The organism is Sneathiella sp., from assembly GCF_036844445.1.
Lineage (GTDB): Bacteria > Pseudomonadota > Alphaproteobacteria > Sneathiellales > Sneathiellaceae > Sneathiella.
In genome coordinates this window covers 25690-38502 of the sequence record NZ_DAIUFV010000003.1, presented here as the reverse complement: position 1 = coordinate 38502, position 12813 = coordinate 25690, and the positions used below count along the sequence as shown (strand labels likewise).

Annotated in this window: 25 protein-coding genes; all 25 read right to left on the bottom strand. The window is 58.5% G+C overall.

The annotated features are described in order from the left end of the window. Positions 1–121: 121 nt before the first annotated feature. A complete protein-coding gene (gene rplQ, locus V7Z56_RS06890; protein ID WP_334128637.1) occupies positions 122–556 on the bottom strand; it encodes a 50S ribosomal protein L17 in 435 nt (144 codons plus the stop codon). A gap of 30 nt (positions 557–586) precedes the next feature. After that, positions 587–1600, bottom strand: a complete 1014-nt coding sequence (locus tag V7Z56_RS06885; protein WP_443023771.1) for a DNA-directed RNA polymerase subunit alpha — start codon at positions 1598–1600, stop codon at positions 587–589. 96 nt (positions 1601–1696) lie between these two features. Then, complete coding sequence (rpsK, locus tag V7Z56_RS06880; protein ID WP_334128635.1) at positions 1697–2086, bottom strand: 30S ribosomal protein S11; 390 nt, start codon at positions 2084–2086, stop codon at positions 1697–1699. 1 nt (position 2087) lies between these two features. Then, positions 2088–2456 (bottom strand): 30S ribosomal protein S13, encoded by a 369-nt coding sequence (gene rpsM, locus V7Z56_RS06875; protein WP_334128634.1) that lies wholly within the window; start codon positions 2454–2456, stop codon positions 2088–2090. A gap of 102 nt (positions 2457–2558) precedes the next feature. Beyond that, positions 2559–3209 carry an adenylate kinase gene (locus tag V7Z56_RS06870; RefSeq protein WP_334128633.1) on the bottom strand — a complete coding sequence of 217 codons (651 nt, stop codon included), beginning with the start codon at positions 3207–3209 and terminating at the stop codon, positions 2559–2561. Then, positions 3206–4552 carry a preprotein translocase subunit SecY gene (gene secY, locus V7Z56_RS06865; RefSeq protein ID WP_443023766.1) on the bottom strand — a complete coding sequence of 449 codons (1347 nt, stop codon included), beginning with the start codon at positions 4550–4552 and terminating at the stop codon, positions 3206–3208. Before secY ends, V7Z56_RS06870 begins: the two co-directional genes overlap by 4 nt. 47 nt (positions 4553–4599) lie before the next feature. After that, complete coding sequence (gene rplO / locus V7Z56_RS06860) at positions 4600–5079, bottom strand: 50S ribosomal protein L15 (RefSeq protein WP_334128632.1); 480 nt, start codon at positions 5077–5079, stop codon at positions 4600–4602. Positions 5080–5111: 32 nt separating this feature from the next. Next, positions 5112–5300: a 50S ribosomal protein L30 gene (gene rpmD, locus V7Z56_RS06855; RefSeq protein WP_334128631.1), complete on the bottom strand. Its 189-nt coding sequence runs from the start codon at positions 5298–5300 to the stop codon at positions 5112–5114. Positions 5301–5304: 4 nt separating this feature from the next. After that, a complete protein-coding gene (rpsE, locus tag V7Z56_RS06850; RefSeq protein WP_334128630.1) occupies positions 5305–5844 on the bottom strand; it encodes a 30S ribosomal protein S5 in 540 nt (179 codons plus the stop codon). A gap of 11 nt (positions 5845–5855) precedes the next feature. Next, entirely contained in the window at positions 5856–6218 is a 363-nt protein-coding gene (rplR, locus tag V7Z56_RS06845) for a 50S ribosomal protein L18 (RefSeq protein WP_334128629.1), read from the bottom strand. A gap of 9 nt (positions 6219–6227) precedes the next feature. Continuing rightward, a complete protein-coding gene (gene rplF / locus V7Z56_RS06840; protein WP_334128627.1) occupies positions 6228–6761 on the bottom strand; it encodes a 50S ribosomal protein L6 in 534 nt (177 codons plus the stop codon). 9 nt (positions 6762–6770) lie between these two features. Further along, a complete protein-coding gene (rpsH, locus tag V7Z56_RS06835) occupies positions 6771–7169 on the bottom strand; it encodes a 30S ribosomal protein S8 (RefSeq protein WP_334128626.1) in 399 nt (132 codons plus the stop codon). A gap of 13 nt (positions 7170–7182) precedes the next feature. Further along, complete coding sequence (gene rpsN, locus V7Z56_RS06830; protein WP_334128625.1) at positions 7183–7488, bottom strand: 30S ribosomal protein S14; 306 nt, start codon at positions 7486–7488, stop codon at positions 7183–7185. Between the two features lie 19 nt (positions 7489–7507). Continuing rightward, positions 7508–8056: a 50S ribosomal protein L5 gene (rplE, locus tag V7Z56_RS06825; protein ID WP_334128624.1), complete on the bottom strand. Its 549-nt coding sequence runs from the start codon at positions 8054–8056 to the stop codon at positions 7508–7510. A gap of 11 nt (positions 8057–8067) precedes the next feature. Further along, complete coding sequence (gene rplX, locus V7Z56_RS06820; protein ID WP_334128623.1) at positions 8068–8391, bottom strand: 50S ribosomal protein L24; 324 nt, start codon at positions 8389–8391, stop codon at positions 8068–8070. Continuing rightward, a complete protein-coding gene (gene rplN / locus V7Z56_RS06815) occupies positions 8391–8759 on the bottom strand; it encodes a 50S ribosomal protein L14 (protein ID WP_334128621.1) in 369 nt (122 codons plus the stop codon). Before rplN ends, rplX begins: the two co-directional genes overlap by 1 nt. Before the next feature lie 47 nt (positions 8760–8806). Then, positions 8807–9031 carry a 30S ribosomal protein S17 gene (rpsQ, locus tag V7Z56_RS06810; protein WP_334128619.1) on the bottom strand — a complete coding sequence of 75 codons (225 nt, stop codon included), beginning with the start codon at positions 9029–9031 and terminating at the stop codon, positions 8807–8809. Positions 9032–9042: 11 nt separating this feature from the next. Continuing rightward, a complete protein-coding gene (gene rpmC, locus V7Z56_RS06805) occupies positions 9043–9234 on the bottom strand; it encodes a 50S ribosomal protein L29 (RefSeq protein ID WP_334128618.1) in 192 nt (63 codons plus the stop codon). Positions 9235–9236: 2 nt separating this feature from the next. Then, positions 9237–9656 (bottom strand): 50S ribosomal protein L16, encoded by a 420-nt coding sequence (rplP, locus tag V7Z56_RS06800; protein ID WP_334128617.1) that lies wholly within the window; start codon positions 9654–9656, stop codon positions 9237–9239. 16 nt (positions 9657–9672) lie between these two features. Beyond that, positions 9673–10383 carry a 30S ribosomal protein S3 gene (rpsC, locus tag V7Z56_RS06795; protein ID WP_334128616.1) on the bottom strand — a complete coding sequence of 237 codons (711 nt, stop codon included), beginning with the start codon at positions 10381–10383 and terminating at the stop codon, positions 9673–9675. Beyond that, entirely contained in the window at positions 10383–10763 is a 381-nt protein-coding gene (rplV, locus tag V7Z56_RS06790; RefSeq protein ID WP_334128615.1) for a 50S ribosomal protein L22, read from the bottom strand. Before rplV ends, rpsC begins: the two co-directional genes overlap by 1 nt. Position 10764: 1 nt before the next feature. Further along, positions 10765–11043, bottom strand: coding sequence for a 30S ribosomal protein S19 (gene rpsS / locus V7Z56_RS06785; protein WP_334128614.1), 279 nt, complete (start codon positions 11041–11043; stop codon positions 10765–10767). Between the two features lie 9 nt (positions 11044–11052). Continuing rightward, the gene (gene rplB, locus V7Z56_RS06780; RefSeq protein WP_334128613.1) at positions 11053–11889 is read right to left on the bottom strand and encodes a 50S ribosomal protein L2; all 837 of its coding nucleotides are present in this window, start codon (positions 11887–11889) and stop codon (positions 11053–11055) included. Between the two features lie 3 nt (positions 11890–11892). Continuing rightward, positions 11893–12186: a 50S ribosomal protein L23 gene (locus tag V7Z56_RS06775; protein WP_334128612.1), complete on the bottom strand. Its 294-nt coding sequence runs from the start codon at positions 12184–12186 to the stop codon at positions 11893–11895. Next, the gene (gene rplD / locus V7Z56_RS06770; protein WP_334128611.1) at positions 12183–12803 is read right to left on the bottom strand and encodes a 50S ribosomal protein L4; all 621 of its coding nucleotides are present in this window, start codon (positions 12801–12803) and stop codon (positions 12183–12185) included. The genes V7Z56_RS06775 and rplD overlap by 4 nt, the downstream gene beginning before the upstream one ends. Positions 12804–12813: the final 10 nt, after the last annotated feature.

Here is a 12813-nt window from a genome sequence, read left to right as displayed (position 1 = left end):
CACCCTATTAAATGCACCCCTTCAGCGCTTTTTCAAGCGAAGGGTCCGCGCACCGAAGCAACCCGGCGAAAAAAAAGGCAGCCCGACGGGCTGCCTTCGCATTCCTTCAGAAACCAGCCGCTCAGGCGACCGCTTCCGCTTCCAGCTCATCCGCATCGGCGTTCTGGTCCGGACCGGAGTCCTGCCCCTTCGCATCGACATCGCGATCGACAAACTCAATCACACCCATCGGCGCCGCGTCTCCGGTCCGGAAACCGGCTTTCAGCACGCGCGTGTAGCCGCCGTTGCGTTCCGCATAGCGCTCGCTCAGCGTCGTGAAGAGCTTGTCAACCGCCGATTTCTCATGCAGTTCCGACAATGCCTGACGACGGGCGTGCAGATCGCCGCGCTTGCCGAGAGTGATCAGCTTCTCAACGATCGGGCGAAGCTCTTTCGCCTTCGGCAGAGTGGTCTGGATTTGCTCGTGCTTGATCAGCGATGCCGCCATATTGGCGAACATTGCCTTGCGATGAGCAGAGGTTCGGTTGAGCTTGCGCCCGGATTTACGATGCCGCATTTTTCTTACTCCACAGCGATTGGTGCTGTCTTAAAAGGGTTCTTCCAGCCGTTTGGCCATATCTTCAATGTTTTCCGGCGGCCAGTTCGGCACTTCCATGCCAAGATGCAGGCCCATCTGCGCCAGGACTTCCTTGATCTCGTTCAGGCTCTTGCGGCCGAAGTTCGGCGTCCGCAGCATTTCCGCCTCGGTCTTCTGGATCAGGTCGCCGATATAGACGATGTTGTCGTTCTTCAGGCAGTTCGCCGAACGGACAGAGAGTTCAAGCTCGTCCACCTTGCGAAGCAGGTTGCGGTTGAACTCCGGCTCTTCGCTCTCTTCCTTGACAACCACTTCTTCCGGCTCGTCAAAGTTGACAAAGAGCTGGAACTGCTCTTGCAGGATGCGCGCGGCAAACGCCACCGCATCTTCGGGGCTGACCGTGCCGTTGGTCTCGACCTTCAGCGTCAGCTTGTCATAGTCGAGAACCTGGCCTTCACGGGCCGCTTCGACCTTGTAGGTAACTTTACGGACGGGGCTGTAGAGCGCATCCATCGGGATGAGGCCGATCGGCGCATCCTCGGGGTGGTTGTTGACACCCGGAACATAGCCCTTGCCGGTGTTGACATTCATCTCCATCGAGATCGTCGCGCCGTCATCGAGCGTCATGATGACCTGATCGGGGTCCATGATCTCAAGATCGGGACCCGTCTCGATCATGCTGGCGGTCACTTCGCAGGGACCGGTCGCCTTCAGGCTCATCCGCTTCGGACCCTCGGAGTGGGCGCGGATCGCGAGCGTCTTGAGGTTGAGGACAATATCGGTCACATCCTCGCGCACGCCGGAGATCGACGAGAATTCATGCAAAACATTGTCGATCTGGATAGAAGTGATCGCAGCTCCCTGCAGGCTAGACAGCAGGACGCGGCGCAGCGCGTTGCCGAGCGTCAGCCCGAAGCCTCTTTCCAAAGGTTCCGCAATAATCGTGGCTTCCCGATCGCTCTCCTCTCCCGGCTCGACGGAGAGGTTCGCCTGGATCAGATCTTTCCAGTTTTGCTGAATCACGGTATAGACCTCATAGTTGAGCGGGCCCACCACGGACCCGCGACATCCTGACAAAAAGGATACCGGAAATGCGCCAGTATCCATATGGCATATCCGTCAAACGCGGCGGCGTTTCGGAGGACGGCAGCCATTATGTGGAATGGGCGACACGTCACGAATGGAAGTGATGTTGAACCCGACGGCCTGCAGTGCGCGCAGCGCGGATTCGCGTCCTGAACCCGGGCCCTTGACCTCCACTTCCAGCGTCTTCATTCCATGCTCCATCGCCTTGCGACCGGCATCTTCAGCTGCGATCTGGGCAGCGAAGGGGGTCGACTTGCGGGAGCCTTTGAAGCCCTGCGATCCGGCCGACGACCAGGCAATGGCGTTGCCCTGCGCGTCCGTGATCATGATCTTCGTGTTGTTAAAAGAGGCGCTGACATGAGCGACGCCTGAAATAATGTTCTTACGTTCGCGGCGGCGAATACGGGTCTTGTCACGTGCCATCTTACTTCTTCTTTCCAGCAATGGGTTTCGCCGGGCCCTTACGGGTGCGGGCGTTGGTGTGGGTGCGCTGGCCGCGAACCGGCAGACCGCGACGGTGGCGCAGACCACGGTAGCAGCCGAGATCCATCAGGCGCTTGATATTCATCGAGGTCTGGCGGCGCAGATCGCCCTCGACCAGATGATCGGCATCAATCGTCTCGCGGATTTTCACGACTTCGGCGTCGCTCAGCGCGTTCACACGCACGTCCGGGGCAAGACCGATGGCCTCGCAGATTTCCTTGGCTTTAGCCGGGCCAATACCGTGAATATAGGTCAGTGCAATCAACACCCGCTTGTTTGTCGGGATATTTACACCAGCAATACGAGCCACCCTAGTCTCTCCTCATCACCAAATCGGGTCGTCCTGACCCGTGTCTCTCATGCGCCTTTGAGAAGCGCGCGATTATATAATCTTGTTTTACCTAGTCAACAGTTAGATTGTCTTGAGTACGGCTTCAATTTGCGCCGTTACCTCGTCAATCGGTGCCATGCCGTCAACCTGTTTCAGGATCCCCTTGCCGCGGTAATAGGGCAGCAGGGGCGCCGTCTGGGCATGGTAGGCGTTAAGCCGGGATTTAACCGTCTCGGCATTATCGTCGCTGCGCCGGGTAAACTCGGTTCCGCCGCATTTGTCGCAAACGCCATCCACCTTCGGCTTCAGGAATTTGTCATGATATCCGGCGCCGCACTTCGCACAGGTATAGCGCCCCGTGATCCGCTCCACCAGCACCTTGTCATCGGTTTTCATCTCGATGACGGCGTCAAGTTTCATCCCCTTGTCGGCGAGCATCCGGTCGAGCGCCTCGGCCTGCGCTTCGGTGCGCGGAAAGCCATCCAGGATCACCCCGGATTTGCAATCGGGCTGGTCCAGCCGGTCCGAGATAATCCCGGTAATGATATCGTCGGAGACGAGTTCGCCCCGATCCATCACCGCCTTCGCCTGCCGGCCAACTTCCGTTCCCGCCGCAACCGCCGCACGCAGCATGTCGCCGGTCGAAAGCTGGATCAGGCCGTGCTTGTCCTCAAGGCGCTGCGCCTGCGTTCCTTTGCCCGCGCCGGGAGGTCCAAGTAGGATCAAAATCATTTCCGCCGTCCCCCAAGTCTGGATTTCTTGATCAGCCCCTCATACTGATGAGCGACCAGATGGCTCTGAATCTGCGCGACCGTATCCATGGTCACCGATACCACGATCAGCAGCGACGTTCCGCCGAAGTAGAAAGGCACCGCCCACTGGGAAACCAGGATCTCCGGCAGGATACAGACCAGAGACAGATACGCCGCCCCCACAACCGTCAACCGCGTCAGGACATAGTCCAGATATTCCGCCGTCCGTTTACCCGGACGAATTCCCGGCACAAAGCCGCCATTCTTCTTCAGGTTATCCGCCGTATCGTCGGGATTGAAAACAACTGCCGTGTAAAAGAAGCAGAAGAACACAATACCCACGATATAGAGCAGCAGATAGATCGGCTGCCCGTGCCCCAGCATCGCCGTCAGGCTGGTCAGCCAGTCCGGCCCCGTGCCCGACGAGAAGCTCGCCACCGTCGTCGGCATCAGCAGCAGCGACGAGGCGAAGATCGGCGGGATAACACCCGACGTATTCAGCTTCAGCGGCAGATGCGAGCTCTGTCCGCCGAACGTCTTGTTGCCGCGCTGGCGCTTTGGATACTGCACCAGGATCCGCCGCTGCGCCCGCTCCATAAAGACGATGAACGCAATCACCGCAACCGCCATCACCAGCAGCATCAGGATGACGAAGGTCGACAGCGCGCCCGTCCGTCCAAGTTCCAGCGTTCCGACGAGAGCACTCGGCAGCTCGGCCACGATACCGGCGAAGATGATCAGCGAGATCCCGTTGCCGACGCCGCGCGCCGTGATCTGCTCGCCGAGCCACATCAGGAATACCGTGCCGGCGACCAGCGTGATCACGGTGATAATACGGAACTGCATGCCCGGATCGATGACCGCCGACTGCCCGTTGGAGAGCGTCAGCCCCTCGATCCCGGCCGCGATGCCGTAGCCCTGCAAAGCCGCCAGCAGCACCGTGCCGTAGCGGGTGTACTGGTTAATCTTCTTGCGCCCCGCCTCGCCTTCCTTCTTCAGCTGCGCCATCGACGGTGAAATCGATGTCATCAGCTGCATGATGATAGACGCCGAGATATAGGGCATGATGTTGAGGGCGAAAATGGTCATACGACCAAGCGCGCCCCCGGCGAAAACATCAAACATGCCGAGGATACCCCCGGCATTCTGTTGAAAGACATCCGCCAGAATTTTCGGATCAACGCCTGGAATCGGGATGTAGGTCCCGATCCGGTATACGATCAGGGCAAAGAGCGTGAACCAAAGACGCTTCTTGAGTTCCGTCGCTTTTGAAAACGCACCGAAACTCAGGCTCGAAGCCATTTGCTCTGCTGCTGACGCCATCTAAAACTCTCCCGAAGGTCCGGCTTTTCGCCGCTCCGAAGACCTGATTATTCGCTCTTCGCCGAAGCAGCGGCAAGGACAGTCACCTTGCCACCCGCCTTCTCAACAGCCTCGATCGCCGATTTCGACGCACCGGCCACTTCGAAAGTCGCCTTCGTCTTGAGCTCACCCTTGGCGAGAAGACGCACGCCTTCGCCGATCTTCCCGACGACACCGGCGGCCTTCAGGGCCTCGGCGGTGATCGTCGCGGAGGCATCGAGCTTTCCGGCATCGATCGCCGCCTGGATACGGCCGAGGTTGGCAACCGCGTAGTCTTTGCGGAAAATATTCGTGAAGCCCCGCTTCGGCAGGCGCCGATAGATGGACATCTGGCCGCCTTCAAATCCCTTGATGGCGACGCCGGTCCGTGATTTCTGGCCCTTCTGGCCCGCCCCGGAGGTTTTACCCTTGCCGGAACCGATACCGCGACCGACGCGCATCCGGTTTTTGGTTGCGCCTGCATTATCGGCAAGTTGATTCAAACGCATTTCAATATTCCTTAAATCAGACGGGCTGAGCCTTATTTGGCTTCCTCAACCTGTACCAGATGGTGGACCTTGCGGAGCATGCCGCGAATGGCCGGCGTATCCTCAAGTTCGACAGTGCGATGCATCTTGTTCAGTCCAAGACCGACGAGCGTCGCCCGCTGATCCTTCGGGCGGCCAATCGGGCTGGCCGTCTGGGTTACCTTGATCGTTGCTTTCGCCATCGACCTATTCCTTTCCTGCCTCGCTGCCGCGGCGTCCGAGCACGTCGGAAACCTTCTTACCGCGTTTGGCCGCTACCATACGGGGAGAGCTGACAGCCTTCAAGGCCTCGAACGTCGCCTTGATCATGTTATAGGGGTTGGAGGTTCCGATCGACTTCGTCACCACGTCCTGGACCCCGAGGGTCTCGAACACAGCGCGCATCGGACCGCCGGCGATGATACCGGTACCGGCCGGCGCCGAGCGGAGAACCACGCGGCCCGCACCGAAGCGGCCATCCACGTCGTGATGCAGCGTGCGGCCTTCGCGGAGCGGGACACGCACCATGTTGCGCTTTGCCGCTTCCGTCGCCTTGCGGATGGCTTCGGGAACCTCGCGCGCCTTGCCGTGACCGTAGCCGACACGGCCCTTCTGGTCACCGGCAACGACGAGTGCCGCGAAAGCGAACCGGCGTCCGCCCTTCACCACCTTGGCCACACGGTTGATGTACACCAGCTTATCGACGAACTCGGAATCGCCTTTTTCTGCTTGTTCAGGTCTCAACATCGACAATTCCCCTAGAAGGACAGGCCGCCCTCACGGGCAGCGTCGGCAAGGGCCTTGACCCGGCCATGATATTTATACCCGCCGCGATCAAACGCGACTTCCTTGACGCCGGCCTTGAGGGCCCGCTCGGCGATCAGCTTGCCAATCTCGGCAGCTGCATCCTTGTTGGCGCCGCTTTTCAGCTTCTCGCGCAGATCTTTCTCCAGGCTCGATGCGGATGCGAGGGTCTTGCCCTGCGCGTCATCAATGATCTGGGCATAAATCTGCTTGAGCGTGCGATGAACCGAAAGCCGCACACGGCCCGAAGACACCTTGCGAAGCTGGGTCCGGTTCCTGCGCCGACGGCGTTCGAACAATTCTTTAGAATTAACCATTCTCGGCTCCTACTTCTTCTTGCCTTCTTTACGGAAGACGACTTCATCCGAATATTTGACGCCCTTGCCCTTGTAGGGCTCCGGCTTGCGATAAGAGCGGATGACGGCCGCAACCTGGCCAACCTGCTGCTTGTCCGCGCCCGAGATCTCGATCACGGTCGGAGACGGCGTTACGATATTGACGCCTTCCGGGATCGGAAGATCAATGTCGTGGCTGAAGCCGAGGCTGAGTTTCAGCACGCGTCCCTGCACCGCCGCACGATACCCGACGCCGAGGACTTCGAGCTTCCGCGTAAAGCCGTTCGAGACGCCTTCGACGAGGTTGTTCAGAAGCGTCCGCTGCAGGCCCCACATCTGGCGGCTGCGGTTGCTCTTGTTCCGCGGCTTCACCCAGATCTGGTCGTCCTTGCGGTCGACGATAACGTCGTCAACAAATTTCATGCTGAGCACGCCCTTGCTGCCCTTCACGGTGATATCGTTGCCCGCAAGCTGTACATCGACACCAGAGGGGATCGTCACCGGATGTTTTCCAATACGAGACATAACTCCTCCTTAGTACAGTTTGCAGAGCACTTCGCCGCCAACATGGGCTTCGCGTGCTTCCGTGTCCGACAGGACGCCGGCCGGAGTTGACAGGATGGCAACGCCGAGACCGTTGCGGACCGTCGGCAGATCTTTCACGCCGGTGTAGATCCGGCGACCGGGCTTGGAGACCCGACTGACATGCTCGATCACGCCCTTGCCCTGATAATATTTCAGTTCAATGGTCACTTCCGGGCGGCCCTTCTGCTCTTCGGTAACTTCGTAGCCGCGAATGTAACCTTCGCGCTTCAAAGCCTCGAGAACACTCAGTCGCAGCTTGGAAGACGGGCTCTTTACGCTGCTCTTCATGGCGCGCTGACCGTTACGGATGCGGGTCAGCATATCGCCGAGGGGATCACTCATAGACATCTTTGTATCTCCCCTACCAGCTCGACTTGACCATGCCCGGGATCTGGCCATTGGACGCCATGTCGCGCAGGCCGATACGGGAAAGTTTCAGTTTACGATAAACGCCACGCGGCCGACCGGTCAGTTCGCAGCGGTTACGCAGACGCGTTTTCGAGGAATTGCGCGGCAACGCAGCCAGCTTCAGGCGCGCGGCAAAGCGTTCTTCCTGCGGCAGTTCCTCATTCTTGCTGATTGCCTTCAGCTCAGCTCGCTTGGCCGCATATTGTGCGACCATCCGGCTCCGCTTCTGGTTCTTTTCAACAGCACTTTTCTTAGCCATTCTCAAATAACTCCTTGGATCAATTGATCTTGAACGGCATGCTGAACCCCTTCAGAAGCTCGCGCGCTTCCTCGTCGGTCTTTGCCGTTGTGCAGATCACGATATCCATTCCCCGTACGTCCGTTACATCATCGTAATGGATTTCCGGAAAGACGATTTGCTCTTTCAGGCCCATGGCATAGTTGCCACGCCCGTCAAAGCTTTTGGCGGAAACACCGCGGAAGTCCCGAACGCGGGGCAACGCGATGTTGATCAGGCGATCCAGGAACTCATACATCTGGTTCTTGCGCAGCGTCACCTTTACGCCGATCGGCATGCCTTCGCGCAGCTTGAAGCTGGCGACGGATTTCTTGGCGACCGTGACAACCGGCTTCTGACCGGAAATCTTCGCAACTTCACTTTCAACCGATTTGATCTTCTTCGAATCGGCGACCGCTTCACCACAGCCGACGTTGATGACGATCTTCTCCAGCTTAGGGATCTCCATCACGTTCTTGTAGGCGAACTTGTCCTGCATCTGCTGACGCAGCGTCTCGTTATATAATGTCTTAAGTCTTGGCGTCGTCATCGAACTGCCCCTTAAATATCAATGACTTCACCGGAGCGCTTGGCAAAGCGAACTTTCCGGCCGTCATCCAGTATCTTGTAGCCAACCCGCGTCGCCTTGCCGTCCTTCGGATCCTGCAATGCAACGTTCGAAATATGAATGGCGGCTTCTTTTTCCACGATTCCGCCCTGCTCGGTCTGGCTCTGCTTGGTATGGCGCTTGATGATATTGACGCCGGAAACGACCACGCGGCGATCCTTGCGAATAACGCTCAGCACCTCGCCCTTGCGGCCCTTGTCCTTGCCCGCCAGAACGACGACCTTGTCGCCTTTTTTCACTGCAAACTTTTCAGCCATTAGAGAACCTCCGGCGCCAGCGAAATGATCTTCATGTAATTCTTGCTCCGAAGCTCACGGGTGACGGGGCCGAAAATACGCGTTCCCACCGGCTCGCCCTGCTTGTTGATCAGCACGGCGGCATTCGAATCGAAGCGAATAGCCGTCCCGTCCGGGCGGCGGATTTCCTTCTTGGTGCGCACGATGACAGCTCTCTGAACGTCACCCTTTTTGACACGGCCGCGCGGAATGGCTTCCTTCACGGAAACGACAATCACGTCTCCGACAGATGCGGTTTTCCGCTTCGAACCGCCCAAAACCTTAATGCACTGCACCCGTCTTGCGCCGGAATTGTCGGCGACATCCAGGTTGGTTTGCATTTGAATCATAGTCGTTTACCTTTATTTGGTATCAAAACCAGTATTTCCAGCAACGCTTAAAGAACTTCCCAGCGCTTCAACTTAGACCGCGGCGCACATTCCTGGATACGGACCGTGTCCCCGACCGAAAATTTGTTTTCAGCATCATGGGCATGATACTTCTTGGACTTGCTAATGTACTTTTTATACAGCCGGTGCATCACTTGACGCTCGACTTTGACAACGACAGTCTGATCGTTCTTGTCGCTGACCACGGTTCCTTGCAGGATACGCTTTGGCATCGTTCTCTCTCCTAAGATGCAGCTTTAGCTGACATCACCGTTTTGATGCGGGCGATATCCCGCCGCACCTGGCGTTGGCGCGCCGTATTTTCCAACTGGCCACTGGCTTTCTGAAAGCGCAGATTGAACTGCTCTTTCTTGAGCTGAAGCAGCTCTGCGCTCAGCTCGTCTTTCGTTTTGCCCAGTAAATCCTGTGCTTTCATGGTCAATCCCCTTCCCCGAGACGGGTCACGAAACGGGTCTTGATCGGAAGCTTCGCCGCGCCGCGCTCAAATGCCTCGCGCGCGACTTCGACCGGAACACCGTCAAGTTCGAACATAATCTTGCCCGGCTGCACGCGAACCATCCAATATTCCGGCGATCCCTTACCTTTACCCATCCGAACCTCGGTGGGCTTTTTGGAGACGGGAACGTCCGGGAATATGCGAATCCACACGCGTCCAGCACGCTTAATATGGCGGGTTACCGCACGCCGAGTCGCCTCGATCTGCCGCGCGGTCAGACGCCCGGGCTCTACAGCCTTTAGGCCGAAAGCGCCGAAGTTCAGCGTTGTACCCGAAGTTGCTGTTCCCTTCAAGCGCCCTTTATGCGCTTTGCGAAATTTTGTGCGCTTCGGTTGAAGCATGACATCACCCCTTTACTTAGTTCCGACGACCGCCGGGACGGCCCGCGGGGCGGCCACCCGCCTGTTGTTTTTCCATCAGCTTGTCCTGCGCCATCGGATCATGCTCCAGGATCTCGCCTTTATAGACCCAGACCTTGATACCGATAATGCCGTAGGTCGTGAGCGCCGACGCCGTACCGTAGTCGATATTGGCGCGCAGCGTATGCAGCGGCACGCGGCCTTCGCGGTACCATTCGGTGCGTGCAATCTCGGCGCCGCCAAGACGGCCAGCGCAATTGATCCGGATGCCTTCGGCCCCGAGCCGCAGCGCCGACTGAACCGCCCGCTTCATTGCCCGGCGATAAGACACGCGACGGGCCAGCTGCTGGGCGACGTTCTCAGCCACCAGCTTCGCATCAATTTCCGGCTTGCGGACTTCGACGATGTTGAGGTGCACCTCGGAATCGGTCATCTTGGCGATCGCCGAGCGCAGCTTTTCGATATCCGCGCCCTTCTTGCCGATGATCACGCCCGGACGCGCCGAGTGAATGGTCACCCGCGCCTTCTTCGCCGGCCGCTCGATAATAATCTTGCTGATGCCCGCCTGCTCGAGCTGCTTCTCGAGATAGGCGCGAATGCGCACGTCTTCGTGCAGCAGCTTCGCATAGTCATCCTTGGCGTACCAGCGCGAATCCCACGTCCGGTTGATGCCGACCCGAAGGCCAATCGGATTTACTTTTTGACCCATTATTCCTGCTCCTCGCGCTCACGGACGACGATCGTGATGTTGCTGAAAGGCTTCAGAATCGGGCTTGACCGACCACGACCGCGCGGGCGCATCCGCTTCATCACCAGCGAGTTGCCGACATAGGCTTCCGCCACATAGAGCCGGTCAACGTCGAGCTGATGGTTGTTTTCCGCGTTGGCGATTGCCGACTGAAGGACCTTCTTTACTTCCGGCGCAATGCCGCGCTTGGAGAAGGTGAGTTCTGTCAGCGCTGCTTCCGCCGATTTGCCACGGATAAGGCCGGCGACCAGATTGATTTTCTGCGGGCTGACGCGCAGGCGATTGCCGATGGCGCACGCCTCCGTATCTTTCAGTTGCCGCTTAAGAGACGGTTTCCCCATGTTACTTTCTCCGAGCCTTTTTATCGGCCGCATGGCCATAATACGTCCGTGTCGGAGAAAATTCCCCGAACTTGTGGCCGACCATGTCCTCGTCCACCAGCACCGGAACAAACTTCTGGCCGTTATAGACGCCAAAGGTGAGCCCGACAAACTGCGGGAGGATGGTTGACCGGCGGGACCAGGTCTTGATGATTTGTTTTCTGCTATCAGCCCGTGCGGCTTCTGCCTTCTTCAGCAGATAGCCGTCAACAAACGGGCCTTTCCATACAGAACGTGCCATAATGCGCTCCTACTTCTTCCGCTTTTGCGGACGGCGCCGCATGATCATTTTATCGGTTGCCTTGTTCGACCGCGTCCGCTTGCCCTTCGTCGGGATACCCCACGGGGTTACCGGATGACGGCCACCGGAGGTCCGGCCCTCACCGCCACCATGCGGATGATCGACCGGGTTCATGGCGACACCGCGAACCGACGGGCGCTTGCCGAGCCAGCGGGTCCGGCCTGCCTTGGCGAGCTTGATATTCTTCTGGTCCGGGTTGGAAACCGCGCCGACCGTCGCGAGGCATTCGCCCGGAACGATGCGCTGTTCACCGGAGGCCAGACGAAGCTGGGCATAGCCGGAGTCCTTGCCGATCAGCTGGACATAGGTGCCTGCGGCGCGCGCGAGCTGGCCGCCCTTGCCGGGCTTCATCTCGACGTTATGCACGATCGTGCCGACCGGCATATTCTTCAACGGCATCGCATTGCCGGGCTTGATGTCGACGTTGCGGCCCGCAATCACCTTGTCGCCCGCAGCGATACGCTGCGGCGCCAGGATGTAGGCAAGCTCGCCGTCCTCATAGCGGATCAGCGCGATGAACGCCGACCGGTTCGGGTCATACTCAAGCCGCTCAACCGTCGCGGAAACGTCAAACTTGTTCCGCTTGAAATCGACAAGACGGTAGGTCCGCTTGTGTCCGCCGCCGCGGCGACGCGCCGTGATCCGGCCATAGTTGTTGCGACCGCCGTTGCCGGACAGGCCTTCGGTCAAAGCCTTGATCGGCTTTCCCTTGTGCAGCTCGGAGCGATCAACAAGGATCAGGCCCCGCTGCGCCGGTGTCGTCGGTTTATAATTCTTCAACGCCATAGCTTAAATCCCCGCCGTCACATCAATGGACTGCCCTTCAGCAAGGGTCACCACTGCTTTCTTATAGTCAGAGCGTTTGCCGATGCGGCCACGAAAACGCTTCACCTTCCCGTTGGTGCGGTTGGTGTTGACATTCGTTACCTTGACATCAAAGAGCTTTTCTACAGCTTCCCTGATCTGCGGCTTGGTCGCGTTCAGGGCGACGCGGAACGTCACCTGATTGAACTCGGACCCCATGGTGGACTTTTCCGTCACCACTGGGGCGAGCAGGATATCGTAAAGATTTTCCTGGTTCATTTCAGTCGAGCCTCCAGGTTTTCAACAGCGCTTTTCGACAGCACGAGAACATCGCGGCGCAGGATGTCATAGACATTCGCCCCGTTCGAGGTCAACAGGTCGATCCGCGGCAGGTTGCGCGCGGACAGCGCAAAATTCTTTTCCATCTCGTCGCCATCAACGATCAGCGCCGATTCCCAGCCGAGAGCCTTGAATTTTTCAGCAATCGCGCGGGTCTTGATGTCGCCGGCCTTCAGCTCATCGATGATGACAAGCTTGCCTTCCGCATGCTTGGCGGAAAGCGCCGTCTTCAGCGCGAGCTTGCGCACCTTCTTCGGCAGATCGTGGGCGTGGCTGCGAACAACCGGGCCATGCGCCACACCGCCGGTGCGATGCTGCGGCGCGCGTTTCTGACCCTGACGGGCGCGGCCGGTGCCTTTCTGCTTGAACGGCTTCTGACCCGTCCCGGAGACTTCGGAGATATCCTTCGTCTTATGGGTACCGGCCCGGCGTGCCGCCAGCTGGTAACGCACCATGCGCTGCAGGATGTCGGCCCGCACAGGCACACCGAAGACCTCTTCGGCAAGTTCGATATCGCCGGCCTTCTTATTATCGAGGTTGATTACATTTACCTTCATTTCAGCCGTC